The following is a 26,969-nucleotide window of genomic DNA, read 5'->3' as shown; positions in this document are numbered from 1 at the left end:
GGCAATTCGCCTGTTTGGTTTATGGAAAATTCGGCGGAGCGGCTTCAGGGACCACTTCCTTCTGATTCTCGTTCCAGCTGCTTGTTCAGTTCGTTTAGATATTCGGAAAAAACGCCCCACTCCCGGTAGATTCCGGCCTTGAATTCATCGCGGGCCAACCATTCAAATGCCTTGCGTCGGTCGGCAGGCCCCCGAAAGGGAAGATTCTTCTCCCTCGCCTCATTTTTCAGATCTTCGTATTGCTGCACCCAAACGATATCCAGACTCAAGCGCTCCCGCCGCACCCGGAACTCGAGCTCTTCGTTTCCCCGGACCGCAGCCAAGGCCTTCCCAAAGAGTTCGGTGGCAGTATTCAAAATCTCGAGCGTCAACCAAACCTTGGTGTGGGCTTCATACGAGCGCAACCTACGGTCCACCCCGGCCATCAATTCCAAATACTCCATCAAATACGGCGCCGCCGCACCATAATAAGCTTCCAGAAACTCCGTCATCAGTTCCCGGGTATCCAGGTCCGGATTCCACAGGGTTCGGGAATTCACCCAGGCCTGCAGCCGGGTAAAGTCTCCCGCGTTGCTCCAACCCGCCTGGGTAAAAACGCCCCCTACTCCGATGTCCCGGTAAAATCGCAGGCTTTCGGGATGGGCGAAGTAGGTCGGGTGCGGCTGGATCATGTTGCTGAAGTTCGTTGTGTAGTCCCAGACATAGACCTCCGGCGAGATCGCCACCCACTTTTCGAGATACTCCCGGAAGACCCGGTTTTGCTGAAACGGAACCCGGAAATTCCGCGCGACCACGCGGTTCCGCAAATGGGCCGGATGGTTATTCTCGTTGACGATGCCAAAGATCACCAAAACGTTCTCCCGCGGACGGGCATGGGCCGGAGGTTGGGCGGTATTCCAGTAAGCCAAAGTCGAGATCCGGACGTCGGGATATTCTTCAGCCACCTTCGCCGCGATGTGATTGACCATCTCGATCAATGCGCCCGAATCCGACCCTTCCCGTTCCCGAGAGGCCGCGCAGACATCGCAGCGGCAAAACGCCCCGGTATCAGGGTTACTGACGCTCACCACTTTATCCTCGGGCCGCGTCCAACTCTCATATTGCTTACCAACCCGCTCCAGGACGCGCTCCGCCGCAACCTCCCAGGCCTCTTCATTCGTCATGCAAAGATTTCGGGCCACCCGTTTGTCACCATCAAACGAATACCATTCCGGATTTGTTTCAAAAAACTCGTCGGGGGGCAGAATCCAACTCATCAACGTGTGGCTCCCTCCCATCCCGAAACCACCGCCCCATTCGACCGACAGGTTCGGATGAGTCTGCCGCATCTTCACCAAGAAACTTTTTTCAGCGCTCCGCGGATCCAACACGTTCGTGTAGATATGACGCATGGCGAACGGCGGCGCATACCGGATGTCCAGATTTCCAATCGCCAACGTAGGAGTCAACGGAACCACCGCTTCAGCGTCGTTGGCATACCAGCGGCACCCGACAACTTCCCCCAGAAAAGTATAAACCGCATACAATGTTCCCCGGGGTTCTCCTCCAGCGAGAATGAGATTCCCTCCCGTGATTCGAATAAAAATCTCGTCCGGTTCGAGATCCAACGCATCGAAGCCTTCGATCCGGGTCCTCGCCGCCGAGGCTCCGACGTAGACCCGATTTCCTGAATCCGTTTCCTCTCTCAGCGTCTGAATCGGCAACTCCACCCCCGTCGCCATCGCCAGGTATTTCCTTAACTCACTGGCGGCATTTCTCTCAGCCACCGTCGCATCTTCACCCAATAAAATGACATATTCGCTTTTTCCGTCGTTGGCCAAAACCAATGAGCTTGATTCGCCGAAAACGGGAATAACAAATGCCAGCAGGAGCAGAAATCCCAGTGCAGATCGTACGAGAGGCCTCATGAATCTCACCGGCTATTCACCGCTCACAGTATAACTAAATTGAGTCGGCCTGAACGCGCTGCCAAACATGCCTTCCGGCATGCTCAGATGGCGGGTGACGGCCGACTCCACATGCCCATCGGCGAAACCGAAAAGGGACGTGGTATTGTCGTCGTATCGGTAGGTCGTGTAATTCGCTCCGGACCAATTGTCATGGTAAATATCGACAATCGAATCCGCGAAAACCACGGTCCTTGCAGGATTCTGAATTTCAGAGAACCGATAAGTCCGCGTCGGCGTCGAACAAATTCGCTGGTTAATTCCAAGCCAGCTATGGTTTCCATCCAAAGGTCCCCGAACGGGTGAGACTAACACCCCGTAACGCCTTTGTCCCTGATTGATGGAGTCATCGTAGCGTTGCATGATGGCCACCCACCACCATTCCAGGTAAGTGTCCGGGCCCCTGTTCACCCCGGGCATCAATTTGTCGTCATTCTCGGCGCTGTAAAGCGACCAGATGGTCAGCTGCTGCCGGATATTCGAAGCGGCTGTCGTTTTGTGCGCTTTGGCTCGAACCGATTTCACGACTGGAATCAAGATTGCCGACAGGATGCCGATGATGGCAATGACCGCCAGCAGTTCGATCAGTGTGAATCCGCGACTTTTTGATTTTTTTTGTGCTTTCATTCGATCCTTTACTTCCCACTTTATTGACCAACGCAGGCGCGAACCGGCCCTCGCCGGACGACTCGCGCGCAAACATCATTTTTTCTTCTGACGCATTCTCCGATGGAGGAGAAGCCCCGAAATCCCGAATACGGTCAAGTAAGCCAACGTCGAGGCCTCCGGAATCACCGTCGTCGTGTGATAGAGGGTGTTGCCATTGGCGACATACATAAGATGGAGGCTGTTCGAATTCGGGTCGTAAGCGCTACCGATTCTCGAGATGAACTCCGTTCCATCGGTGAGCGCGGTATTTCCACCCACCAACGCTCCATGGGTATCCACCCGCTGCAACCAAACCGCGTTGTTGGATGGATTTGCTTCGGATGGCGCGGTGAAGAAGACATACCGCATCCCGAAACTGTCAATCGACATGCTAACCTCAGCGGCGTCGTTGTTGCCATAAAGCACGGTCGGCATACGGGGGTCGGCGTTCAGAATGTCGGAGCGAAGAACGACCCTGCCCAACACCGAATCGACGTTGAACTGTTGAATAGCCACAACGTCAACGAGTCCATTTCGCTCGCCCACGGAGGTTACGTTTGAAAAGAAAGAGTTATTCGACCCATTCCCGGAATAGGAGCTGTCCGGGAGGTGGTCTGAAGCCCATCCTTCGGGAGTACGGATTCGAGAATTCAAACCGGTGAAACCTGCCGAAACCGCCGAGGTGTGGCTCGACTGGGAGAAGATCCGTACGTCGGATGCGCTTGTGGCATGCAACCTCGGGCCACCCCGGGTGCGACCGCCATCCGTGCTGACATCCATGGCGGTACCCCAGACTCCCGCGGTATTCCTCATGTTGTAGCGAAAACCGCCATTGGTGGAATGGGAACTCCAGGCGACATGAAGATTCCCACTGGAATCGAACTGGAGATCTGGAGTCCGACTAACCGAAAACGATCCAATCTGTTGTTCCGCCTGCCATACCCCATCCAGCTGGTAACGATACCCCATATTGTTCACTGGCGTAGAGTTGTAGCTGCTTCCGGTCGTCGCACCGCGATACACCATGTGCGCTTGGCCGCCCGCATCATAGACCAAAGCCGGTGCGTAACTTTCCGAAGTGCCAATGGTCGTCGTGGCGCCGAGAACGCCGTCATTCAATTCCCGAAACCTTGCCCGGAACTGCGTTCCGAAGGCGAACCCGACAGCGCCGGTTGGACTGACCGCCATGGAAGCACTTTGAATGCCCGATGTCGTATCGTGGACAATTTGTGTTCGTGGACCAAAGTCGACATTTGCGGAAGCGGCACCAAATAGGGCGAAACAGCCAAGACCAGCCAGGATGGCAGGCCTGAAATTGGAGAGTGTGCTTATTTTCATAGGTTTTCTGTTTTTGGGTTGGAGAAACTGAGTTCGTCGTTCTTTTCAGACTAAGACTCGCTCTTCTGGTGCCAAATAAACCGGAAATCCGCCTCTCCGGTCAATGGGACCTTTGTGCCAACTATTAGAGAAAAGTGACTGAAACCCTCTCGATCGGGCGGGCGGACGATTCGCTAATCGTTTGTCCCAGCGCACTCATTCCGTGGAACGTTGCCGACGGTTTACGTTTCGTGCTTCGATGGCCGAAACAGTCCCGTCCGCTGTTCTCAATGGGTTTCGGCGAAAGCGGCCATCTCTTCGGCTTCGACCTCGGAAACCGCCACCACCCGTTTCTCCAATCGGGCCTTCTCCGCCGCGAACACAATCGCGTGCGAGCGAAGCGATTCCTGGGCATTGGCGACAATGCCCGACTCATCCCGGGTATGAAGAGAACGCAACCAGGCGAGAGTCACCCGCGCATCCCCTCCGCCGTGGCCCCCGCTTTCCTTCGCCAGGTCAATGTTGATCACATCGCCGTTCTCCTGTTCGGCCTTGTTCGCCCGGTCAGGAAACATCCGGATTTGGATCTTGTCCTGGTTTCCGTGCAAAGAAAGATCGCCCAACGTTCCATGGGCGCGCAGGCGGCGGCCTCCGCTTCGTCCAAAAGCGGTCATGGTAAAAGTCGCGGTTATGGCATCCTCAAACTCCATGCAAACCACTTGGTGATCAACCGCGTCATTGTCACAATGATACACACAACGACCGAGCGGACTGGTGTCGAGCGTGTCATCGCCCGGGTAAGCCTTGAACGCCGAATATGGACATTCGAACTCCACGGGACAACCGTCGGTGCACCGCTTGGGCGCTCCGGCGGGGGCATTTTCCGAACGAAACCAGGTCAACGAACCGAACGAGGAGACATGCAGACACGACTTTCCGGTCAGATAAGCCAGGTAATCGATGTCGTGACAGCTCTTGGCCAACAACATGAAGGAGGAACGCCCGGTATTTCCCCAATTTCCCCGGACATAACTGTGGGCATGGTGCCAGGGCTTCACCTGCTCCAATAGGTCGAGCGAGATCAACCGTCCGATCGCACCGCCGTCGATCAGTTCCTTCACCTTCCGAAAGGCCCGGTGGTAACGCAACGAATGACAGACCTGAACGATTGCCCCCGACCGGCGTTGCGCCGCCTCGATGGCCCGACAATCATCCAGGGTGACGGCCATCGGCTTTTCCAACAAAATATCGTAACCCTGCTCCAGGCAGGCGATGGCAGGCCCAACATGCTCCTGATCCATGGTCGAAATTACCACCGCATCGCATCGACGTTCTCCCTCGACAAACGATCGCCAATCGTCGAACGCCTGGTCCGGCGCAATGTTGAACTCATCGCAGAACGCTCCGCGACGGTCCTCGCGCGGTTCCGCGACCGCCACCACTTCGCCTAAGCTGCTGTTTTTGATAATGTTGGCAAAACGTTGCCCGCGGTTGCCCGCCCCAATGATTGCGATTCGTTTCTTGGTCTGCATAAATACGTATGTGGGATTTTTCGTAAAATAAAGCGCCACATGGAATCCGGAAACTCTGCTCCCCGTCAATGGGAGCTTTGTGACAAGAATTGGAGGATAATGCTTCGCCAATGAGGTCCCGGTAGTTTCGCACGGAAAAATTTTGCTTCAACCACCGCATCCTGCTGCCGATCCAGGCGGATCACAAAGGGCCGGAACCCCAAACTTGACTTCTTGTGCAAAACAACATCAAGTTTCACGATCGGGATCGCAAACAATCGTTTCTAAGACACACAAAAATGCTATGACCATTGATCCGATACCGCCATCCGCCAGCGATGCCTCCTGGTGGCTCCGACGGATCAACCCCCAACCCCGCATCGTCGGCAGCTCCTATTGTCCGGGCGATTGGCTCGAACCATGGCGAAGCATTTACGATCACCAGTTGGTCCTTTTCCGCGAAGGGAGCGGCGAACTGGAGATTGGCGATAAGGTATTCGCCTGCCCCCCGGATTCCTACATCATCATTCCGCCGGCCACGCCACATTCGTCCAACATGACCTCCCCACGGGGCGGTTACCGGCATTGGATCCACTTCGACTGGATCGAGCAAAATTCCACGGAATCCTTGCCAATCATGACCCAGGACCTCACCCCCGAACAATACGCCCGTTGCCATCTCCCTCCCGGTTGGATCAGCCAGGAGGTGCGACACGGGAAAATCGGCAGGAAAAATCGGGTGTTTGATCTCCACGAACGCCTCGAAATGCGCTGGGAAAAAGGAGGCGACCACAACCGCTTGCTTTGCCGTCCGCTCTTACTCGAACTTTTTCTCGAACTCCTCGATGAGTCCGACGATGACGGCGGCGAGCGAATCGCCGAGGATCAGCTCGCCAACAACATCCGCGAGCACCTGCGCAAACTCGCTTATCTGCCGATGGGGAAATGTCCCCTCCTCCGGCAAAACCTCCCCGAATTCGGCTTCTCCTACGAACACATCTGCCGCCTGTTCAAACGGAAATACGGCACAACTCCCCTCGCCTACATGCAAAACGTCCGGATCGAACGGGCCAAAACCCTCCTCCGTGACACCGACCTTCCCGTCCAGGAGGTTGCCTACCGCGCCGGTTACGAAAGCCCCGCCTACTTCACCCGCATCTTCGCCCGCGAATCCAAAGAAAGCCCCCGCGCCTACCGGACGCGATACCGCTGAAAGAAAAAGCATTTTTAACCACGGAAAACACGGAAGACACGGAAAAGAGAATCTCTCCGATGAAACTTCACTGCCGGTTGCAGTGCAAAATCGGAGGGGTGGCTTCCAGGTGACCTTCTTCTGAGACCGACGCTGACGGCGGACGGCAGGATGCCATCCCTCCCAGTGGCACGCCAGATTCATTTTAACTTCTTCGCCCGGGTTTAGGCTCCTGCCTAAATCCGAGCAATCCCCTCCGACTTCTGTGTATTCCGTGTCTTCCGTGGTCCCCTTCCTCATCCTCTGGATTCGTGTTCATTCGTGTCCATTAGTGGTTACCCCAATTTCTCCGCAGTCCCCCTTTTGATCACTTTTCTGCAACTCGTGACACAGAGGTCATATTGACGACGGCCACCGTCGGTTCAATATTGCACGGATATCAAACCTAGGAATCCGAAAACGCTCCGGCGACCCATCTGCGCCGGTCCCATCAATCCATGTCCACACTTCCGCTCCCTTCCGTCAGAACCGCCACTTTGGCCTTTGTATTCATTATCTTGAGTCACTTGCCATTGTCCGGAGAACAAGCCAATGACACGCACATGAACACCTCGCCCCCCGCTTCCGTGGAAACCATGCGCGACCTCACTTCCCGCGCGGGCGAAAGCGGGCAGGTGATTCACCTTCTCGGATATCACCGGAGCGGCGACACCGGGGGCGGATTCTTCGTCTGGGAGGCGGACTCCACCGCTCCCCACAACGGCGGAACCGTGATCGCCGTTTCCGAGACCGAAGAAGGCCGATGGATCCGGGTCGCCGACGACATTAAGGTCACCTATTTCGGCGCCGTCGGCGATGGGGTCGCCGATGACACCCGGGCAATCCAGGCCGCCATCGACAGCGTCTCCCTCACGGAAGCGCCCGGCATTCCGTTTGGCGAACGACGGAAGCTGGGAGGAACCATCCATTTCCCCAAGGGACACTACCGGATCACCGACACCCTTTGGATCGGCGCTCAGACCACTCTCACCGGCGTCGGCAGCGGCGCTGGGTTCCTGAGGCGTTCCCTCGCCCCCGAAGACCATGGAACCGTGATCATCGGCGACTTTCCAGATCCCGACAAATGGATGATTTCGACACGGGTCTGGGGACGGGGCGGCGATTACGACGAAGAACAACTCCCCCACAGGATGGTGGTCAGCGGCGGCGGTTACGACCGGGGCGAATTCTCCCGCGCCGACGCTGTGCAAATTCGCGACATGCTCCTCCTCGGAGAGATTAACGAACAGGGTCGCCCTCCCTACGGCGGGATTCGAATCCAGGCCAGCCCCGGGGCAATGCTACGCGGAGTCGCGGTCAATGGAGTCGACGCCGCTTATCTGATCAACGCCTCCTGGGGAGTCTCGATGCGCGACTGCGTCTCGAACACCTACTTCTACGGACTTCTGGGGCTCTACGAAGTAAATGGAATGTATTTGGATAACTGTTACTTCAACGCCAGACGAACCGATCGCAAGATCGATTCCACCACCGAGGCTCCCGGAGAATCTTTCATCCGGGGACGCGGGGGCAACATGCCGGATGAATACGCAAGGATGAGGGTCGGCATACTGACTCAATACGGGATGAACATCACGATGAACAACGTGATCACCGAACATTGGGATATCGCCCGTTTCCACATCCTCAGCAGCATCTCCGACACCGGAAGCTGGCTCGAGGCTATTCATGAAATTCCCTACGCCTTAGTTGCCGGTCGGCTCGCGCTGACCGCCCCCTACAACCATAATCCCCGGCTTCGCCACTTTCTGCGGGCGGGAAGCAGCGCCAAAGTAACCATTACCGAGAGTCCCGCTCTATCGATTTCCTATGGGATATGGGAAGGAAACATCAGCGACAACGCCGAAATTCCCCTTGGCGATTTCGAAGTAATCCGACGCTCTGACGGCACCTTTGTGGCGACCTCCAACCAAATCACGGTGAACGTCGCCGACCCCGACCGCCAAGGCTGGGCCTATCACCCGCTAGCGGTCCGTTACGCCAACCAGCGCCAAGGCCGAATCCGGGTAGCGGAAGATGGCGATCCCGCCATCGACAACCGCCGGATCGCCGACCGCGCCTCCTATGTCAATCTGACGACGGCCCTCGAACGTATCGAAATGTCGGATATCATCGATTGGACGATTGTCCTGAAAGACGGCTCGGTTTCCACAATTCCGCCGGAGGGCTTACCGGATCGCAAGCGGATCAGCTTCATCCAAGAGGGGTTTGGCCCCCGCCCCATCGTCGTTTTCGCCGAAGAGCCGGTCGCGGACGCCGCCTCCGCTTGGAATAGTCACAACGACTCCATCGCCTTCAACGGCGTCGATATCGTCCGGTCCGAAGCCGACGTTCGCCGTCCCGCGGAAGCTGCCGGGGAGCCTCAAGTTGACACCGAGGAAACCCGGACCAGCGAGCTTCCCCCAGGAGGCGACTCCAACGCCGCCGAGTGGCTGGTGATCAATGATCGCTGGGTGCGCAACTATTACGAGGATGGCTCGGTGACCATGACCGACCGGAAAGCAGGATTGATGTGGATCCACGACCTCGGTCCCATCGGCCGGGCAAACTGGAAGGATGCCCAAGCCGCCTGCGCCGATCTGGACTACGCCGGCTACTCCGACTGGGCACTCCCCTCCCTCGAACAACTCCACCCGATGTATACCGAGACGAAATTCTTCGAGAACATCGAAGCCCATTGGTATTGGACGAACACTCAGGCGGAAACCGTTCACAACTACAGCCAGGTTGTTGGTTTGGGCGACGAGGTTTCCAGTCATCGCTTTTCCCTGATCGATTTTACTCGTCTTCCCGGCGTCCTTGACAACGAAGGCTTCATTTACAGCTACCACCAAAACCACCGGTTCTGGACCTGGCCATGCCGGATAATCGAATGATCGTACACGGAAAAGATCTTTAAACATGAAACTGGACACACTTGTCAGTAAAACCTCACTACAGAGCGACTCTCTGATCTTCCGGGCGGCCAACCGCCCGACCCTCGAATCAATCGAGCTTCCGGCTCCCGGTCCCTTGGACGCCTTGGTGGAGATCCACTGCTCGGGGGTGAGTGTCGGAACCGAAACATCGGTCATCAGCGGCACCCGCACCCACAACGGCACCTTCCCACTGGTCAGCGGCTACATGTCCTCCGGAATCATCTCGAAGATCGGCTCCGGGGTGACCGATCTCCAACCGGGCGACCGAGTCACCAGCTGGGGCACGCGTATCCAAGGAGATGTTACGCCGGTTTGGGGTGCCCACTCCGCCTGGCACGTCTGCGAAGCCGCGAGCTTGCAAAAGATTCCCGACGGATGCGATCTCCGCTCAGCCGCGATGTGGATTCTTCCTCGGGTCGGCCTCAACGCCGTCCGGATGGCGGAGATCACCGAGCAGGACATGGTCTTGATATCCGGCCAGGGATTGATCGGTCAGTTTTTCGGACAATGGGCGGCCGCTCGCGGCGCCCGGTTGATCCTTATCGAACCCGATCCCCTGCGCGCCCGGCTCGCCGCCAAATATGTCGAAGCCCCGGTGCTCAACCCGCTCTCGTGCGATCTCGCGGAAGAAGTGGAACGCCTGACCGATGGCCAGTGGCCGACGGTCCTGGTCGAGGCGACGGCCAATCCCAAATTGATTTCCCAAACCACTTCTTTGATCCGGCGAATGCACAGCCGCCTGGTTTTCCTTTCGTGGTATCCGAGTCAAATCACCGTCGATTTCGCCCACCTTCATAACTGGGAAGCGACCGCCCTCTTCCCCTCCGGCGCGGGCGACGCGGAAACCGGCCGGGCCGTTCTGGATGGGTTCGCCCGCGGAACCATCCAACTCGGAGAGAACCTCACCGACTGCGTCCCTTGGACCGAGGCTCCGGAAGCATTCCGCCGCATCTGCGAAGGAGACCGCACGATCGGGGGCATGGTCATCGACTGGACCGCCGGACGATGAAAGGAGGAATAGCCACAAAGAAGCATAAAAGACACAAATCTCTAAACAAAAGAGAATTAAAATCGAATGCGCATCCAGCTGAGGTTCACGTCTGAATCTTCTTTTGCGAATCTTGTGCTTCTTCGTGGCTATTAACTGATTTTACCGATGAAAGGAATCATCACTCATGGAAACGGCGACATCAAACTGGCCGATCTCCCGGAACCGAAGATCGGTCCCTACGATTGCCTGGTGCGGATCGACTCCTGCTTGTTTTGCAACAGCACGGACGCCCACATTATCCATAACAACTTCAACTTCGGCATCCCCTACCCGACGATCCTCGGCCATGAATCGATCGGCCGGGTAGTCGAATGCGGCTCTTCCGTCCGGAACTTTTCCCCGGGTGATCTCGTCACCCGGCCTTATGCGTTGTATCCGGACGAAACCCTCGGCGACTACGGCTCCGGCTGGGGCGGCTTCGCCGAATACGGCAAGATCCGCGACCATGCCGCGATGGTGGCCGACGGCCTCCTCGCTCGCGACCAAGTGCCTGGCTTCTTCCTTTACATGCAAAAAGTTCCGGCGAATCTGCCGATCGAAGAGGTGCGGCTGATCACTTGCCTGCGGGAAATCTACTCCGCGACCCGCAAGATTCCCGACATTCGCGACAAATCGTTTCTCATCACCGGCGCGGGAATCGCCGGCCTTTTGTTCGCCCGTTTTCTGAAGCTTCATGGCGCCGGGAAGATCACCATCGCAGCCAGGCGCCAAGAGGCCCTCGATTTCGCCCTCGCCGAAACTCCCGCCGACGGCGCTCTGCTCTTCTCCGACGACCGGGACGAAACGTTCGACGCAATCGTCGAGACCACCGGAAGTCCCGATGTCCTCAAAGAGACCTCCCGTCGCTTCCTCCAACCCGACGGGGGAATTTTCAGTTACGCGATTTATCCCGGTGAGACTGATTCGAGCATCACCTATCGACGCATCGATCCCGCGGAACACACGGCCCACGAAGAGATTTGTGACTTGATCGCGGACGGCTCCTGCAAAGTCGGCCATTGGATCACCCACACCTTTGCTCCGAAGGAGGCCACCGCGGCCTGGCAAACCATCCGCGAGAAAAGAACGATCAAAACCGCCGTCTTATTCTGATCCGACTCAATCGCCACCCCGCGAACAGCAATGATTTTGCCGGTCAATAATTCTGTCAATTGCCTCCTGGATCTCCCAGATCCGGAGACCCGCTCGCCGACAGTGCTCCGTCATATCCAAAGCGCCGGATGGCTTTGGCCAACTGTTGCTGGAACTCGTCCCGTCTACTTCAACGTCGATTCCATTTCATGAGCTCGTTTTATTTTAGTTTGTCCGCCGATGAGTCCTGGTGGGGCGGTCGCGTTTGCGACGGTTTGCAATTGCCGTTTGACGCGACGTCCACGTTCCGCGCCGATCTGCGCGACAACGGCGCCAACCAAGCCACTCCCTTTTATGTCTCGAACAAGGGCCGCTTTCTTTGGAGCAATGGACCATTCACCCTGAGCGCCGACCGGGGAGAAGTCCGATGCGAAGGCGAAGCCCCCATCGAACTGCGGGAGGGATACGAATCTCTCCGCGGCGCGTTTTTAGCCGCCCGAAGTAGCTTTTTTCATGCGCCTCGTTCCATCCCCTCACCCTTATTGTTTCAAGCTCCGCAATACAATACATGGATCGAGCTAATGTATGAGCAGGAAGAGCATGCCATTCTCAATTATGCTCAACGCCTGCTCGACGAAGGTTATCCGCCCGGCGTCCTCATGATCGACGACAATTGGCAGGAAGACTATGGGGTGTGGGACTTTCACCGAGGCCGTTTCCGCGATCCTCGGGGCATGATCCAGCAACTGCACGAGATGGGGTTCCAAATCATGTTGTGGATCTGTCCTTTTGTTTCCCCGGACTGTGCCACCTTCCGCCAACTGCATAAAGCGCGCGCTTTCATCGAAACCGACGAACACAAACCACACCTCGCCCACTGGTGGAATGGCTTCAGCGCGGTGCTCGATCTGACCCGTTCGAGCGGGCGGACGTGGTTTGAAAGTCAATTGCAATTCTTGCAGGAAAGCTACGGAGTCGACGGATTCAAATTCGATGCAGGCGACTATTCCTATTACCCCCGCGACGCCCACCAACATTGCGCCGCTTTCAACCAAGTCGGAGTTAAGTTCCCGCTCAACGAATTTCGCGCCGCCTGGAAATGCGCGGATTTGCCGCTCGCTCAACGTTTAGCGGATCGCAACCACGAATGGGGCGGCGACGGACTCGCTTCCGTTCTCCCGAACCTGATCGTCCAGGGGTTGCTCGGCTACTCCTTTGTCTGCCCCGACATGATCGGCGGCGGCCAATACGAATCCTTTCTGGGCGACGGCTTTTCCGTGGATCCCGAACTCGTTATTCGCTACGCCCAAGCCGCCGCTCTTTGCCCAATGATGCAATTCTCGGTCGCACCGTGGCGCATTCTAGACAAAAAGCATGCTAGGCTCTGCCGCGAGGCCGCGACTCTTCACGCGCGCCTTGGAGAAGAAATCCTCGAATTGGCAAAAGACTCTGCCACCACCGGCGAACCGATCATGCGCTCCCTTGAATACCAGTTCCCCAACCTTGGCTACGCGACGGTAACCGACCAGTTCCTCTTGGGCGACTCCATCCTCGTTGCCCCAGTCCTGAACAAAGGACAAACCGAACGACCCGTCCTGATTCCACCCGGCCAATGGCGGGACGACCAAAACGTGGAATATGCCGGCCCTCAGGTCGCAACGATCAACGCCCCCCTGGAACGTCTCATCTGGTTCAGACGCGAGGCTCCGTGACGTAGGGCCACGCGAATTGCCTGCCAATGTGTTTGGACGGCCCAGGAAACTAACTTGTCCGCCCCCCCATCAACGAGCGACATTCCCCTTCCTGTGGTCGGAAGCGGCAGGAAGAACCTTAAGGGCTCGCTGGACTTCACAGACAGGACGTAGCGAAGCGAACATGGCTAAGCAATGTCCGTTCACAGGGGCGTGAGACAGGCATTCCTGCCTCTTCTTCCGATCCGGCCCACAGACAGAAATGTCTGTGTCACGTTATCCATCCCCCTACGACCAGTCCTCGACGTGCAACCCGGAAAGGGCGTTGAAGTGGTATTGCAGAGTCGCGAGAATCAATCCGTGCGCGATCGCGGTCGGCAGGATCACCAACCGGTTCTCCAGATATTCGCGGTATTCCTGCCATATACGCGGCGACTGCTTCCGTTCCAGACCATAAAGAATCTCCGCCTCGGCGATCGCCAGAATGGCGAGAGCCTGATCGCCCAGGGCTTTCCATCGCGGGACAAACTGACTTCATACAGCTTGACTGAAATTAAGTTGCATGTGGCACTACATGTATGAGCACAAAGACAATCGCGGTGGAAAGCCGGGTCTACCGGAAGCTGGCGGGACAGAAACGGAAAAGGGAGTCGTTCACGAAGGCAATTGATCGTCTCATCGAATCCGGGAGTGGCAACGGGACTTGCGTCGACGCGGTGAAACAGGCGGCCCAAATATGGGGGAATAAACCATCCAAAGCCGAAGCGAAGATCCTGGAGAATGTCGTGAAGGCCAATAGGAAGCGAGTCAATTGGTCGGTGGAGATTCCGGAGTGATCTGCATCGACACCACCGTCCTGATTGATGAATTTCGGGCCGCCGGGGACCCTGCGGCCGCCGTAAATCGCGTGCTTTTAGCCCACGCCGGGGAGGCACTGATCGTCCCGGTGGTTGTGGCCGGCGAATTTCTTGACGGCGCCGCGATGGTGTCGGAGGAACGGTTCCAAGAAGCGCTGGTATTATTGCGGGGGCGTCGAGTGCTACCTGCCACCCTGGATATGGCTGAACACTATGGCCGAATCACGTCCTTTCTTCGTCGGAAAAAATCTTTGGGCGGACGCTCGCATAACGATCTGTGGGTCGCGGCCCGGGCCAACGGAGCCCGCGTGCTGACTCGAAACGGCATCGATTTCGGCGATATTCCTGGATTGGAAATCCTGACTTACGACAACCCTCCCGCAGCTCGATCCAAGGCCCCCAAGAGGTAGAATACCGGAAGAAACGAAAACTCTTAGCGCACTGGACTTCACAGACAGAACGTCGTGAAGCGAACGGCTCCTTTCTTGTAGCATGCCGGCTTTCGCCGGATGAAAGGAGCGGCGCGCTTCAGCCGCCGTCAGTAGCGACACGGACTTCGGCTGAAGCGCGAAGCTCCGGCTTGGGCTCTGTTTCATCGAGTGAAAACTCGATGCTACGGGGTAGCATGCCGGCTTTCGCCGGATGAAAGGAGCGGTGCGCTTCAGCCGCCGTCAGTAGCGACACGGTCTTCGGCTGAAGCGCGAAGCTCCGGCTTGGGCTCTGTTTCATCGAGTGAAAACTCGATGCTACGGGGTAGCATCCGGCTTTCGCCGGACGCAGTTTCCGAGGCACTCCTGCCTGTTCTTCCCATCCGCCCCACAGGCGAGCCAATGCGGTTACCGGCGGTCCACGAAGACCGCGGTGGTCCGAGGCGAAACGGTGAACGTGCCGTCGCCGGAGTCGAAGGTGGAGGTGCGAACCACCGGGTCGGTCGATTCGGCCAGGACCGGATGAAGTCGGTAACCTTTGCGTGCGAACGAACGGTCCTCGAAACGAACCGGTTCGGGGAGGGCGTTGAACAACACCAGGATCGATTCCTCCCCTTCCCCGCCCGACAGACTCATCACAATCAGGCCGGGGATTTGGTCGGGGCCTGTATTGTGAAATCGGAGACGTTCTTGAATTTCCTCGGTAGTCTCCAGCCGGAAGAGAGACGACGAATAACGGACTTGCAAGATCTCCCGGAAATGCTCCGCCGCCCGACGGATGTGGTTCGACTCGGGAACGAAGTCCCGGTTGGCCAGGTAGGGACGGAGATAGCGGAATTGCTCCGGCGGGACATCGGGCGGCAGACCGGCGCCGAAGTTGTTATGTTGATACGAAAAATCGAGCCGATTGAACCAGTCGCCGGAGTTGTAGGAATCGCGTTCCATCGATTTCGACCGAAGCATGTCCTGGCCGGCATGGAAGAACGGAATCCCTTGCGCGAGCGCGACTAGACTGGTGCCGAGATTTTGCACCCGGACCCGCTCGTCCATCGATCGCTCGACCGGAATCTTTTGCACCAGGATGTCGTAAAGCGTCTGGTTGTCGTGTTTCTCCACGTAATTGATCGTGTCCAACGGGGTCACCGCGTAACCGCCGGGGCCGCCGCCGTATTCGACATCATAGCCGCGAACCGTCGCGCCGGTCCGGTCGACGAAACGGAAATCGCGGAGATTTCCGGCCAGGCCGACCCGGATCTGGTCCGTCAGGTGGAGGAGTCGTTGGCGGGCTTCCTCACCCCGGAGCGGGTTCTCGTTCAAGGGATTGTTCTCATTGGGATCGAAATAGAGGCCGCTGATGAAGCCTTGATTGCGGATCATGTCGGCGGGCTCGTCGAAGGGTCCGCTGCTCCGGACCGCGTCGCGCATCCGGTCGTTGAAGGTGCCGATGGCGGTTCCGGCCATGTTGAACTGGGAGGCGTTCTTCCCGCGCTCGTTGTTGACGACTTCCCCGAAGTTCCACCCTTCCCCGTAGAGATAGATGCTCCGGCCGTCGATGCCGTCGTTCTCCAGCGTCAAGGAGTCGAGCGCTTCGCGGGCGTTCAACATGTTTTCGACCATGTGGTGACCCATCAGGTCGAAGCGGAACGAATCGATTTTGTATTCACGCGCCCAGAACACCAGCGAATCGATCATGAACTTTTCCATCATGGCGTGCTCAGTGGCGGTGTTGGGGCAACAGGTGCTGGTGTGGACGAATCCCCGCTCGTCCAAGCGGTGATAATATCCGGGCACGATTCGGTCGAAGACGGATTTATCGCTTTGTCCCGCGGCGTGGGTATGGTTGTAAACGACGTCTTTGACGAACCGGAGGCCGAGATCGTTGACCGCCTTCACCATCTTCCGGTATTCCCGGATTCGAAGCGCGCCGTCGGGGTCGGTCGAATACGAGCCTTCGGGGGCGTTGAAATGAAACGGATCGTATCCCCAGTTGTAGGGGTCGCGGTCGCGCAACCGCCAATGAATCCGGCGCTGCTCGTCGGAATCCGGAGGAAACTTGGCGAGTTCCTCGAAAGAGGGGCTTTCCTGCTTCGACTCGTCTTCCTCGATGGTGGCGATGTCGAAGGTCGGCAACAAATGAAGATGGGTCAGGCCCGCTTCTGCCAAGGCCCGCAGGTGACGGATCCCGTGAGTATCGATCTCGGTGAAGGCAAGATACTTTCCGCGAAACTCTGGCCGGACCGACTCATCGTGCACACTGAAGTCGCGCATGTGGATCTCGTAGGCGCTGATATCGGAGAAACGTCCGAAGTCCGGTTTCTCGAAGCGGTCCCACCCGTCCGGTTTGTGCTCGGGATCGTTGAGATCGACGATCTGGGTACGGGTCGAATTCATCGCCAGGCTCATCGAATACGGGTCGGTCACCAGGTTGCGTTCGACTCGTTGGGTCGACGGCGCGTAAACCGTTACTTCATAGAGGTAGTATCCATTTTTCCACTCCGGTCGGCCTTGGATCTGCCATACGCCGTTCCGTTCTTCCATCTCCAAAACCTCGACGGCTTCCCCGGTGGAATCCTCAAAGCGATGCAAGCGAACCGACTGGGCGGTGGGAGCCCACAGTTTCAGAGTCGACACTTCCCCGTCCCAAATCAGTCCGAGTTCGCCCGAATAAAAGTAAAGATCGTCGAGCACCCCCGGAATCTGCAGACCGGTCGCGTCGACCAGTCGGCCGTCGGCCCGTTGGGAGATCGCCACCCGGGCACTAAGGATCTCGCCTACCCGGTCGCGATCTTCCGGTTTCAGCCGGAAAACCGCCGATTCCCGGAGATGGGGAAACTTCCGCAGTACTTCGGCGGGCAGGCCGTCGCGGTCATGTTCCAACAGAATCGAATCGCCTCCTTCGACTCGATCCGAGACGATGCGCAACTTCCCTTCCCGGTCGAAATGCAGCCGGACCTCCGCGCCGGGCCGGACTTGGCGAACGGGCCAGACGATCCGGTCGCGGGTGACCCAATGCGCCCGCGCCACGTCGATGTCGCCGGTCGGCCGCCGCGTTTCGCGGACCGGTTGTACGGTGTGGATCGCGGCGCTTCCGGATAGAATCCAAACTTCGCGTCCGTCCTCGCCGAGGCGCAAGAAAAGATCGGGGCCGGGATCCTTGGATCCGTCCCGGTGGATGATGAAACCGAGGCGTTCGGCCTTCTCCGCGAGACGGACATCCCAGTAAACGCCGAAGGCGGTCTTGCCCGCCGGAAGCAGACCCGCGTCCCAGACGGTTTCCTCAATCGTGTCTTCCCAGACATGGAGCGTCCAACCGTCGTATTGCAGGTCGGCCCTCTGGTAATGGATACGGGCCATCCCATCCGCCGGACCCGCCACGACCGGACTGGCGAGGAGGATCGAGGCGGTCAGGGCGACCACCGCGAAGAAAGTGAGGACTATGAGGACTTTGGAGGTGAATAGGGCTGTTATCATAAAAGTTTTTGATGTATTCATTCTTTCACGCCTCCGGAGGAAAGCCCGCTGACGATCAACTTTTGGCTCAGGAGAAAGAGGGCGGTGATCGGGACGCCGCTCAAAACGGCAAGAGCGGCGAAGCGGCCCCAGAGCTTTTCCTGTTCGTAAAGAAAACTGTGCGCCCCGACCGCGAGGGTCCATTGCTCGCTGGTTTGCAACACCACCGAGGCCACCGGGTATTCCGACATGTAGCCGACGAATGAAAGAATGAATACAACCGCGAAGATCGGCGCGCTGATCGGGAGCAGAATCAGGACAAAGGTCTTGAACGGTGAAGCGCCGTCGATGCTCGCCGACTCCTCCATGCTGGCCGGGATGGTTTCGAAATATCCTTTGATCATCCAGATGAAGAGCGAAATGCCACCGAGATAAATCAGGATTAGTCCGGGATGGGTGTTCAGCCCGAGCGCCGGCACCCAGTCGCCGAGGAAATCGAGGATCACGTAAAACGCCACCAGCGCCAACACCAACGGAAACATCTGCAGAATGAGCAATCCCTTCAAGATCGGCTCTTTTCCTCGGAACCGCATTCGGGCGAAGGCATAGGCGGCGGTCCCGGAGAGCAACAGGATGCCGAAGGAGGCGATCAATGAAACCTTGATCGAATTCCACAGCCAGCGAAGGGGTGGCACGGCGGCCTGCACCACGCGGGTTTCACCCGTCGCCGGATCCGCGATCTCCTCGTAGGGGAGCCCGAGGACGAAGCGCCAATGCTCCAGACTGATCTGGTCCGGGATCAGTTGGTTCGGCGCGAAATGTCCCGGCCGGAGCGACGCCGAGACGACCATCAAAAACGGAAGGATAACGATGGCGATGAACCCAAGAAGAAACAGGTGGGCCAGGGTCTTCTTGACTTGGAGTGAGGTCTTGGCGTTCATGACGATCAACGGGCGATGGCCGCGGTCCGTTTGGCGGAGAGTTTCAAGTTGAGCCAGGCAAGGGTGCCGACGATGACGAACAAGATTGAAGCGATGGCGCTGGCAAGGGCGTAGTTGGCCCCGGAATCGCGGAAGGCGAGATTGAAGGTGTAGGTGACCAGAATGTCGGTTTCACCCGCGATGCCGCCGCCGATCATAGCCGGTTCCCCGGCGGTCAAGAGGTAGATCAAATTGAAATTGTTGAAGTTGAAGGCGAAGCTGGCGATCAACAACGGCAGCAACGGCGGGAGGATCATCGGCAGGGTGATCAGGGTCAGATCCTTGGTGGTGGTGCTGCCGTCGATCGCGCTCGCCTCGTAGATGTCCGACGGGATCGATTGCAACATGCCGGTGCAGATCAGCATCATGTAAGGATACCCGAGCCAGAAGTTGACCAACAAAACCATCGCCTTGGCCATCGTCGGATTGGTGTTCCAATCGGGAGCGAGTCCGAAGATCCCGCGCAGGAATTCGTTCACCGCCCCGAACTCCTGATTGAAGAGCCCTTGGAAGATCAGGATCGAGAGTACCGCCGGCACCGCGTAGGGCAGGATTAACAACGTCCGGTAGATGTGGCGTCCCCGGAGTTCCTTCCATTGCAACAAGACCGCCAACAGCAGCCCGATCGCAAAGGTCCCGGCGACCGACAACGCCGCGAACGCCACGGTCCAGGCGAAGATTCGCATAAACGGATCTCGCACCCGGGGATCGCCGAAAATGCGCTTGTAGTTGTCGAGCCCGGTCCACGTGCGGAAACCGAATCCGACCTTCTCCCCTTCCGCGTCGACATACATTCCCCGCTCGAAATCGGGCCGGATCACCGTGCCGTCGAGGCGGCTCACCATCGAGCCGTCCGTTCGCTCTTCCCACATTCTCGCTTGCGGAGCAAAGTGCCGGAGATCCATCACCGCGAGCCGTTCGCCGGTTTCCGGAAGGAGAAACGAAGCCGTCCGCAACGGCAGGAAAAGCCTTTCCCGGGTAACTTCGGCCAACTCCAGCGGGCGGCCTTCCACCGCGTCGCCGGGATCGAGCGGGGTCAGTTCCACCTCGATCACCGGTCCGGCCGTTCGGAAAAATCCCGGTTCCAGTTCGAAGAAATCGGATACGAATTGCTCTCCTTCCCGACCGGTGTGGACGAACCTCGCCCGGAACCGCCCATCCTCCTGTTCGAAGAGGCGGTAAGAATAAACGTCCGGAGAAGTGTGATACGTTTCCCCCTGCAAATCGGCCCGCACCCGCTCGAACGAGAGGAGGTGGGTCGAGTCATACCGGGTGAACGAAATCGTCACGGTGTAAACCAGCGGGAAGATGACGAACAACCCGAATCCGAGCAGTCCCGGAAAAAGGTAACGCCAAGCGGAGTTGCGCGCGGCGCAATAGACGTAAAGCCCGAGGCAAACCACCGCCAACAGACCAAATCCGACCAACGACCTTCCGGCCTGATAGAGGTGGAAACTCAGGTAAAGCGCGGGCAACAAAGTGACCACCGGAACCAGCACCCGCAATACCATCGCCACCGCCGCGCCCGCTCCGCCACCGGAGCCCGGCGTTCCCCGCCTGCGAAGTTCCGGACTGTCGCCGGAGAGCTGGGTTTTCAACAAATTCATCTTAAGAACCGAAGTTTTTCAACCACGAATGAACACGAATGGACACGAATGATAAAACCCAGAGCTGATTCCAATAAGTTCTTCATTCGTGTGGATTCGTGTGTATTCGTGGATTCATGGCATCATATTCCGACGGGCCTCTTCCAACGCTACGGCAGGAGGCGCCCGGCCGTTGGTGGCGATCTGCAGGGCGGATTGGGTGGCGCTCCAGAAACGTCCCATCTGGGGGATGCTCGGCATGAGTTGGCCGTTCTCGACGTTCACCATCGACGCGGCCACCAGCGGATTGACCGCGGCCAACTCCTCGTAAAACGGCACGTAAGCGGGCACTCCGATCGGCACGTCGCGGTCGATTTGACGAAGGCCCTCCGGAGTGAGAACGTAATGTTCGAGAAACTCCCGGGCGATGTCCATGTTGGGACTGGTCCGGTTGAAGAAAGCGGCCAAGGTGCCGACGAATGGTCGGCCAGGATTTCCTCCGACTCCCGGCACCGGAGCGACTCCGAAATCGATCCCGCTCCGCCGAAGATTGCTCCACGACCACGGACCGGAGATCATCATCGCCAGATTCCCCCGGTTCATCTGTTGCTCCATCACGCTATAGGTGGCCCCCCGCGGCATCACCCCGGCGTCGATCAATCCGACGATCTCTTCCAGTGCCAAAATGGCCCCCGGATGCGCCACCCCAACATCGTCGACGTCGTAACCTCCGCCCGCGGTTCGTCCGAAAATATAAGCCTCTCCGCTGGCGAGCAGTCCCCAAGTGAAATAAGGATTGTTGTAATCCCACAGAATCGCCAGCCGTCGGTTGTTCTCCCGGCGCAGCTCCCGATGGACCACCGGTATGTCGCTCAGTTGCTTCGGCGGATTCTGAATCAAGGCCCGGTTGTAAATCAACCCGACCACTTCGAAGGCGACCGGGTAACCCCAGGTGAGTCCTTGATGCTCCACCGCTTCCCACCCTTTTTCGAAAAAACGGTCCCGGTAACCGGGCCGCATTTCGAGAGGACGCAACAAACCGGCGTCCGCCCACTCCCCGAGACGGTCATGGGCCCAAAACACGATGTCCGGGCCCTTCCCCGCTTGAGCGGCCTGTTGGAATTTGTCGGTCAAACCCTCCGGCGTCTCGATCGTCACCCGGATGCCGAGGTCCGCCTCGAACCTCGCCGCCACTTCGCGCAAGCCGTTGTATCCTTTGTCGCTATTGATCCAGACCAACAACTCGCCGTTCCGCCAGGCCTGGAGGGGGGAGGCGGAGAGGAGGAAGAGGATGGTGAGGAGGACGGAAACACACCCCACCATGCTGGCGCATGGTCCCCCCCTCTCTAGAGGGGATCTTATTACCGTTCCCCTCTTGAGAGGGGGGGACCGCTCGCCAGAGCGGTGGGGTGTGTCCTCAGTCAAAGCAATCATCGCCATGCCTTACTCCAACAGAAAAACCGCACCGCTCAGAGCGGGCAGGTCGGCTTGCAGCGAACCGCGCCGGAGGCGACTACCCAACGCCTCGACATCGCCCGCGGTGGAAAAGACGGGTGTGATCCCGGCGCGGCGCCCTCCTCTCAATTCGTTCTCCAGCGGAAGACGAACACGCTGAGTCTCCCGACTCCGATTCAGCACGACGATCATCCGCTCGTCGCCGAGAACGCGGGCGAAGGCGAGCACATTCGCTTCGTCAAGCGCGGCCACCAGGCGGAAATCGCCCCGCCGCAAGACCGCGTGATCGTTGCGCAAGGCGATCGCACTCCGGTAAAAACCGAAAAGGCCCTGTTCGAATTCGACCGTGTCGGGCCGTCGCTCGAACCCGCGGGGATCGCGGATTTCGGGATCGAACTCAAGGTCCGGCCAAACCATCGGTTTGCGGTCACAGGGATCATCCGCCCCCCACATGCCGGCTTCAGTTCCATAATAGACCATCGGGGCGCCGAGGTAAGTCATCTGGAAGAACGCCACCAGCTTTTGGATACGCCGCTCCTCTTCGTTCGGCTTGCGCAGATCGTAGTCGTCGGAGCGCCGCGGACTGACCGACGACATTTCGTCGTAGTCGAACCAATCGGGATTCCGATACCCCCGGTGACGGCGGTTGACGATCATCGAGGCCACCCGGTCGGTGTCATGGCAATCGATGAGATTCTGATTGGTGAAAGCCATTTTCGCAGACATCGGTTCCCTGCGCTCCTCCAGCAAGCGGGCGAACTCGCTTGGGGTGATGGTGTTGTCGATCAGATAGCCTTTAACCGGGATGGCGAAGCCGTGGAAGTTCATGGCGGCGGAGAATCCCCCGTCGTCCACGATCTCGCGGGCATCGTACCAGATTTCCGCGACGGTGTAGGCCTCCGGATTGATCTCCCGCACCAAGGCGTTCCATTCGCGCCAGAATCCGACCGGCACCTCCTTGACCACGTCCAACCGCCAGCCGTCGACTCCGCGGCTCACGTCTCCATCCGGCGCCATCCAGCGGCGGGTGATATCGAAGACGTGCTGCCTCGGGCCGGCGTGCAGATTGTCCCCTTCGGGAGAGCGGGCAAAGACCGGCAGCGACAGATAGTCCCACCACCCTTTGTATTCAAAACCTTCTTCCGGATTCTCCGGATCGTCGCCAAAGCGCACCACCTTGTACCAATCAGCGTAGGGGGATCGGGCCTGGTTCTTCCGCAAATCCCGGAAGGCCCAGAACTCGCGTCCGGTGTGGTTGAACACTCCGTCGATGATCACCCGGATGCCCCGTTCCCGGGCCTGTTGGATCAGATCGAGGAAGAGGAGGTCGGCGGACGTCCACTGCCAGGTGGCCGGATCGGCGGTCTCCTCTTCCATCATTGCCAAATCCCCTTCCGGGTCCGGACCGAAATACGGGTCGATGTGATGAAAACTGCTCGCGTCGTACTTGTGCAACGAGCGGGCATGGAACACGGGGTTGAAGTAAATCGCGGTGATCCCCAATTCCTGCAGGTAATCGAGTTTGTCGATCACCCCTTGGAGATCCCCGCCGAAACGCCGATGGAAGACGCCGTGATCAAAGAAGTCCGGTCCGAGTTCTTTCTCCCAGGCATCCCGGGCATACCAGTCGCCCGTCCACGGGGTGGTTCGCCAATTTTCCGACGGCAGGATCGGTTTCTCCAGCGATTCGCGGGGCGGGTCGTTAGAGGGATCGCCGTTGCGGAAACGCTCCGGGAAGATCTGGTACCAGACCGCGTCCACCGCCCAATGGTCGGGGGCGGGTGCGGCCGATACCGGTGCCCCCAACCCTGCCAGGATGAGGCCGAGACTGAGGAAGAGAGAATGGAGAGAGAATTGACGAATCATCGGTCGATAGTCGGGCCGGCCCCTCAAGGCGTGGCCTCGGCGGGTTCGAGTGCGACTGGGGCCGGCGATGGTTCGGCGGTCAAATCCGGGATCACCACCTCGCGGCCGGTCGCGCTCGATTCATACATGGCATCGAGCATTTCCATCAGATAGAGGGCTTGGGTGGCGCTGTTGATCGGCTCGCCGCCGGTCAGAACGGCCTGCACAAAATCCTCCATTTGTTCGGCGAATCCGTTCCCTTCTTTGGCCGTCATCGGAATGTCCACCAAGGTCCCCTCCCGGTCTTCGAAGAGGGTCAACGGATCGACTCGCAAGGTCGCTTTCCGACCGAAAAGAACGGTCTTCATCGACTCCCGTCGGTTGGGGGAATTCTCCGGGACGTCGTCCGGCAGGTTCGCCGCCCAACAGACTTCCAGGTGCATCACCGCGTCGTTGGCAAAACGGATGAAAGCGAAACCGGTGTCGTCGACGTCGAAGCGGACATCGGGAGGCACGAGTCCCGGAAAATTGGTGGAAACTTGCGCCGAGACGGTTTTCGGACGGGGACATCCCATCAGATACCACGCCGAATCCAAAGCATGGATACCGATGTCGATCACGGCGCCGCCGCCGGCCTTGGCGCGATCGACAAACCATCCGCCGATCCCGATCGGAATGCCGCGCGATCGCAGCCAGTGGGTCCGGGCGAAATAGACCTGCCCGAGTCTGCCGTTCGCCACGGTTTCCCGGGCGACGCTCATCCGTCCATTGAAACGCATCTGACGGCCGAACGCATAAACCAGTTGGCGCCTGTCCGCCTCGGCCCGGATCTCCCGCATCTGCTCGCGGTTCATGGTCGGCGGCTTTTCGCATAACACATGTTTCCCGTGCCGCAGGGCGGCCATGGTGGCGGGAAAATGAAGGAAGTTCGGCAGGCAGACGACGACCGCGTCGAGCTCGGGGTCGGCCAGCATCTCCTCGTAATCGCTGAAAACCTTCACCCCCGGGTGTTTCTCGGCGTAGGCGGTCGTGCGTTCAGCACTGGTGTCGGCGGCGGCATGGAGTCTCGCGTGGGAGGATGCCAAAACCGCTTCCGTATGCCGTTGGCCGGGCCAACCGAGTCCGATGATACCGATGGTTACCTGCTTCTTACTATTCATGTGAGATCAATGATGAAGGAGAAATTTAAATTTCACGATAGACCCGCGCTTCCCAGGCAGCGAGTCTCATGGTTGACGAAAATGTCGATCCGGTTGCGATATTTCCGAGAACACATTTCATCAGACCCGCGTCCGGGGACGATAGATCCAACGAAACGTCTTCGCCGGAAAGATTCAATAGAATCCAGAACCGAGCCGAGGCGTTCCGTCGCTCATAAAAGAAGACCGATTCGACCCCGCTTTCAAACCGGGTGTATTCGCCGTCGCGGAGCGCCGAATACTTGCTCCTCAAGGCCAGGAGCTTGCGGTAGTAATTCAACACCGACTCCGGATCGCTCTCCTGGTCCTCGGCATTAATCTCGACGTGGTTCGGATTGATTCCAATCCAGGGGGTTCCGCGGGTGAATCCGCCCTCGGGGGAGGCGCTCCATTGCATCGGAGTCCGGGCGTTGTCCCGACAGGCGGGTGTGAGCCGGCCCAAAGCCTCCTTTTCGCTGAGACCTTCGGCGAGCAGAACCCGGTAGCGGTTCAACATTTCGATGTCGCGGTAGGCGGAAATCGAGTCGAAGCGGACGTTGGTCATGCCGAGTTCCTCACCCTGGTAGACGAAAGGAACGCCCGGCGCGGTGAGGAGGAACGTGCCGAAAAGTTTGGCCGATCGCTCGCGGTATCGTCCGGTATCGCCGAATTTGGATACAAGGCGGGGAGTGTCGTGATTGTTCAGCGTAATGGTGGTGGGGGCGCGTCCTTTGAACGCCTCATACCAGCGGTCGACATGATCGAGAAGCCGTTTGCGGTCGGGCTCGTAGGCGACATCGAAGAGAAATACCAGATCGAGTTCGCGACGTTCTTCCGCCACGTATTCGAGGGCAATTTCGGGGTTGATGAAGTGGCATTCTCCCACGGACAGAATGTCGTAGTGGCAAAGCACTTGGGCGTTCATCTCCTGCAGGTAACCGTGGATGCCAGGCTGATTGGCGTAAAGGGGGCCGCCGAAAACAAGTCCGGCAACCGCCTCGCCCGGCGCGTTCGGCCAGCCGGCCGGTTTGGCCAGAAAATTGATCACATCGAGGCGGAAACCATCGACCCCCATCCGCAGCCAACGGTGCATCATCTGGTAGATCTCGCGGCGCAACTCCGGATTGGTCCAGTTGAGATCCGGTTGTTTGCGGGAGAAAAGGTGGAGGTAATACTCGCCGGTCGCTTCGTCTTTCTCCCAGGCGGAACCCTTGAAATAGGATTCCCAATTGTTCGGCGGGCCTCCGTCGTTGCCCGGGTGCCAGTAATAGTAGTCGCGTTTCGGATTGTCCCGGGAGGACCGCGATTCCTGAAACCACGGGTGCTCGTCGGAGGTGTGGTTGACCACCAGGTCCAGTATCACGCGAAGCCCGCGGGCGTGCGCCTCGTCCAGCAGTCGCTGGAAATCCTCCCGCGTGCCAAACTCGGGATGGATGGCATCGTAGTCGGAGATGTCGTAGCCATTGTCGTCGTTGGGAGACGCGAAGATCGGCGAAAGCCAGAGCGTGCCGACGCCCAGAGCTTTCAGATAATCGAGCTTGTCGATGATCCCCGGCAGGTCACCGATCCCGTCGCCATTGGAGTCCTTAAAGGAACGGGGATAAATTTGGTAAACCACCGTATCGACCCACCACGATTTTCCCCCGCCCCGCCGGACCCAAACCGACGACGTTGGATGAGGGACGGCAGAATCGCCTACCTGATGTGGTGCATCACTTTGCATAAAGTCTGTCTCAACGAATTCGTAAGCCGCTAATGTGTCTATCGTCCCTTCCCGCACGAGTC

19 protein-coding genes are annotated in these 26,969 nt (G+C 58.3%); 7 read left to right on the top strand and 12 right to left on the bottom strand.

The features are described from left to right. Positions 1-44 precede the first annotated feature (44 nt). The 4 genes from ACWUI2_RS08310 to ACWUI2_RS08295 form a co-directional block, all read right to left on the bottom strand. Positions 45-1,907, bottom strand: a complete 1,863-nt coding sequence (locus ACWUI2_RS08310; RefSeq protein WP_486982390.1) for a DUF4838 domain-containing protein — start codon at positions 1,905-1,907, stop codon at positions 45-47. Positions 1,908-1,919: 12 nt separating this feature from the next. Beyond that, complete coding sequence (locus ACWUI2_RS08305) at positions 1,920-2,573, bottom strand: type II secretion system protein (protein ID WP_486982389.1); 654 nt, start codon at positions 2,571-2,573, stop codon at positions 1,920-1,922. Between the two features lie 75 nt (positions 2,574-2,648). Continuing rightward, positions 2,649-3,782, bottom strand: a complete 1,134-nt coding sequence (locus tag ACWUI2_RS08300) for a hypothetical protein (RefSeq protein ID WP_486982388.1) — start codon at positions 3,780-3,782, stop codon at positions 2,649-2,651. Positions 3,783-4,198: 416 nt separating this feature from the next. Then, complete coding sequence (locus ACWUI2_RS08295) at positions 4,199-5,443, bottom strand: Gfo/Idh/MocA family protein (protein WP_486982387.1); 1,245 nt, start codon at positions 5,441-5,443, stop codon at positions 4,199-4,201. 283 nt (positions 5,444-5,726) lie between these two features. Here ACWUI2_RS08295 and ACWUI2_RS08290 point away from each other — a divergent pair, with 283 nt between their 5' ends. From ACWUI2_RS08290 to ACWUI2_RS08260, 7 genes are all read left to right on the top strand, one after another. Continuing rightward, positions 5,727-6,635, top strand: a complete 909-nt coding sequence (locus ACWUI2_RS08290; protein WP_486982386.1) for a helix-turn-helix domain-containing protein — start codon at positions 5,727-5,729, stop codon at positions 6,633-6,635. Positions 6,636-7,216: 581 nt separating this feature from the next. Next, positions 7,217-9,550, top strand: a complete 2,334-nt coding sequence (locus ACWUI2_RS08285) for an Lcl C-terminal domain-containing protein (RefSeq protein WP_486982385.1) — start codon at positions 7,217-7,219, stop codon at positions 9,548-9,550. A gap of 25 nt (positions 9,551-9,575) precedes the next feature. Continuing rightward, positions 9,576-10,601: a zinc-dependent alcohol dehydrogenase gene (locus tag ACWUI2_RS08280; protein WP_486982384.1), complete on the top strand. Its 1,026-nt coding sequence runs from the start codon at positions 9,576-9,578 to the stop codon at positions 10,599-10,601. A 147-nt stretch (positions 10,602-10,748) separates the two neighbouring features. Beyond that, entirely contained in the window at positions 10,749-11,735 is a 987-nt protein-coding gene (locus ACWUI2_RS08275; RefSeq protein ID WP_486982383.1) for an alcohol dehydrogenase catalytic domain-containing protein, read from the top strand. Between the two features lie 188 nt (positions 11,736-11,923). After that, positions 11,924-13,426 carry a glycoside hydrolase family 31 protein gene (locus tag ACWUI2_RS08270; protein WP_486982382.1) on the top strand — a complete coding sequence of 501 codons (1,503 nt, stop codon included), beginning with the start codon at positions 11,924-11,926 and terminating at the stop codon, positions 13,424-13,426. A 557-nt stretch (positions 13,427-13,983) separates the two neighbouring features. After that, positions 13,984-14,241 carry an antitoxin VapB family protein gene (locus tag ACWUI2_RS08265; RefSeq protein WP_486982381.1) on the top strand — a complete coding sequence of 86 codons (258 nt, stop codon included), beginning with the start codon at positions 13,984-13,986 and terminating at the stop codon, positions 14,239-14,241. Then, on the top strand, positions 14,238-14,672 hold the full coding sequence (locus tag ACWUI2_RS08260; RefSeq protein ID WP_486982380.1) for a type II toxin-antitoxin system VapC family toxin: 435 nt from the start codon (positions 14,238-14,240) through the stop codon (positions 14,670-14,672). The genes ACWUI2_RS08265 and ACWUI2_RS08260 overlap by 4 nt, the downstream gene beginning before the upstream one ends. Positions 14,673-14,790: 118 nt before the next feature. Here the strand turns inward: ACWUI2_RS08260 and ACWUI2_RS08255 are convergent, their stop codons facing one another. From ACWUI2_RS08255 to ACWUI2_RS08220, 8 genes are all read right to left on the bottom strand, one after another. Next, positions 14,791-14,991 carry a hypothetical protein gene (locus ACWUI2_RS08255; protein WP_486982379.1) on the bottom strand — a complete coding sequence of 67 codons (201 nt, stop codon included), beginning with the start codon at positions 14,989-14,991 and terminating at the stop codon, positions 14,791-14,793. Between the two features lie 107 nt (positions 14,992-15,098). After that, the gene (gene pulA / locus ACWUI2_RS08250; protein ID WP_486982378.1) at positions 15,099-18,161 is read right to left on the bottom strand and encodes a pullulanase-type alpha-1,6-glucosidase; all 3,063 of its coding nucleotides are present in this window, start codon (positions 18,159-18,161) and stop codon (positions 15,099-15,101) included. Between the two features lie 17 nt (positions 18,162-18,178). Continuing rightward, positions 18,179-19,081, bottom strand: coding sequence for a maltose ABC transporter permease MalG (malG, locus tag ACWUI2_RS08245; protein WP_486982377.1), 903 nt, complete (start codon positions 19,079-19,081; stop codon positions 18,179-18,181). 5 nt (positions 19,082-19,086) lie between these two features. Further along, positions 19,087-20,727, bottom strand: a complete 1,641-nt coding sequence (malF, locus tag ACWUI2_RS08240; RefSeq protein ID WP_486982376.1) for a maltose ABC transporter permease MalF — start codon at positions 20,725-20,727, stop codon at positions 19,087-19,089. 114 nt (positions 20,728-20,841) lie between these two features. Continuing rightward, positions 20,842-22,029 (bottom strand): maltose/maltodextrin ABC transporter substrate-binding protein MalE, encoded by a 1,188-nt coding sequence (gene malE, locus ACWUI2_RS08235; protein ID WP_486982375.1) that lies wholly within the window; start codon positions 22,027-22,029, stop codon positions 20,842-20,844. Positions 22,030-22,149: 120 nt separating this feature from the next. Beyond that, positions 22,150-24,027 (bottom strand): glycoside hydrolase family 13 protein, encoded by a 1,878-nt coding sequence (locus tag ACWUI2_RS08230; protein WP_486982374.1) that lies wholly within the window; start codon positions 24,025-24,027, stop codon positions 22,150-22,152. A 23-nt stretch (positions 24,028-24,050) separates the two neighbouring features. Next, positions 24,051-25,166 (bottom strand): Gfo/Idh/MocA family protein, encoded by a 1,116-nt coding sequence (locus tag ACWUI2_RS08225; protein ID WP_486982373.1) that lies wholly within the window; start codon positions 25,164-25,166, stop codon positions 24,051-24,053. A gap of 25 nt (positions 25,167-25,191) precedes the next feature. Then, the gene (locus tag ACWUI2_RS08220; RefSeq protein ID WP_486982372.1) at positions 25,192-26,802 is read right to left on the bottom strand and encodes an alpha-glucosidase; all 1,611 of its coding nucleotides are present in this window, start codon (positions 26,800-26,802) and stop codon (positions 25,192-25,194) included. Positions 26,803-26,969 lie beyond the last annotated feature (167 nt).

The sequence above is a fragment of the Verruconatronum alginivorum genome, assembly GCF_056590205.1.
Note: the sequence above shows the minus strand (reverse complement) of the source record. Positions and strands in the feature narration are given on the sequence as shown.

Bases quoted from the DNA above. Each gene is read 5' to 3' on its own strand.
- ACWUI2_RS08310 (WP_486982390.1), bottom strand. From the start codon at position 1,907: ATGAGGCCTCTCGTACGATCTGCACTGGGATTTCTGCTCCTGCTGGCA.
- ACWUI2_RS08305 (WP_486982389.1), bottom strand. From the start codon at position 2,573: ATGAAAGCACAAAAAAAATCAAAAAGTCGCGGATTCACACTGATCGAA.
- ACWUI2_RS08300 (WP_486982388.1), bottom strand. From the start codon at position 3,782: ATGGCGGTCAGTCCAACCGGCGCTGTCGGGTTCGCCTTCGGAACGCAG.
- ACWUI2_RS08295 (WP_486982387.1), bottom strand. From the start codon at position 5,443: ATGCAGACCAAGAAACGAATCGCAATCATTGGGGCGGGCAACCGCGGG.
- ACWUI2_RS08290 (WP_486982386.1), top strand. From the start codon at position 5,727: ATGACCATTGATCCGATACCGCCATCCGCCAGCGATGCCTCCTGGTGG.
- ACWUI2_RS08285 (WP_486982385.1), top strand. From the start codon at position 7,217: ATGAACACCTCGCCCCCCGCTTCCGTGGAAACCATGCGCGACCTCACT.
- ACWUI2_RS08280 (WP_486982384.1), top strand. From the start codon at position 9,576: ATGAAACTGGACACACTTGTCAGTAAAACCTCACTACAGAGCGACTCT.
- ACWUI2_RS08275 (WP_486982383.1), top strand. From the start codon at position 10,749: ATGAAAGGAATCATCACTCATGGAAACGGCGACATCAAACTGGCCGAT.
- ACWUI2_RS08270 (WP_486982382.1), top strand. From the start codon at position 11,924: ATGAGCTCGTTTTATTTTAGTTTGTCCGCCGATGAGTCCTGGTGGGGC.
- ACWUI2_RS08265 (WP_486982381.1), top strand. From the start codon at position 13,984: ATGAGCACAAAGACAATCGCGGTGGAAAGCCGGGTCTACCGGAAGCTG.
- ACWUI2_RS08255 (WP_486982379.1), bottom strand. From the start codon at position 14,991: ATGAAACAGAGCCCAAGCCGGAGCTTCGCGCTTCAGCCGAAGACCGTG.
- pulA (WP_486982378.1), bottom strand. From the start codon at position 18,161: ATGATAACAGCCCTATTCACCTCCAAAGTCCTCATAGTCCTCACTTTC.
- malG (WP_486982377.1), bottom strand. From the start codon at position 19,081: ATGAACGCCAAGACCTCACTCCAAGTCAAGAAGACCCTGGCCCACCTG.
- malF (WP_486982376.1), bottom strand. From the start codon at position 20,727: ATGAATTTGTTGAAAACCCAGCTCTCCGGCGACAGTCCGGAACTTCGC.
- malE (WP_486982375.1), bottom strand. From the start codon at position 22,029: ATGGTGGGGTGTGTTTCCGTCCTCCTCACCATCCTCTTCCTCCTCTCC.
- ACWUI2_RS08230 (WP_486982374.1), bottom strand. From the start codon at position 24,027: ATGATTCGTCAATTCTCTCTCCATTCTCTCTTCCTCAGTCTCGGCCTC.
- ACWUI2_RS08225 (WP_486982373.1), bottom strand. From the start codon at position 25,166: ATGAATAGTAAGAAGCAGGTAACCATCGGTATCATCGGACTCGGTTGG.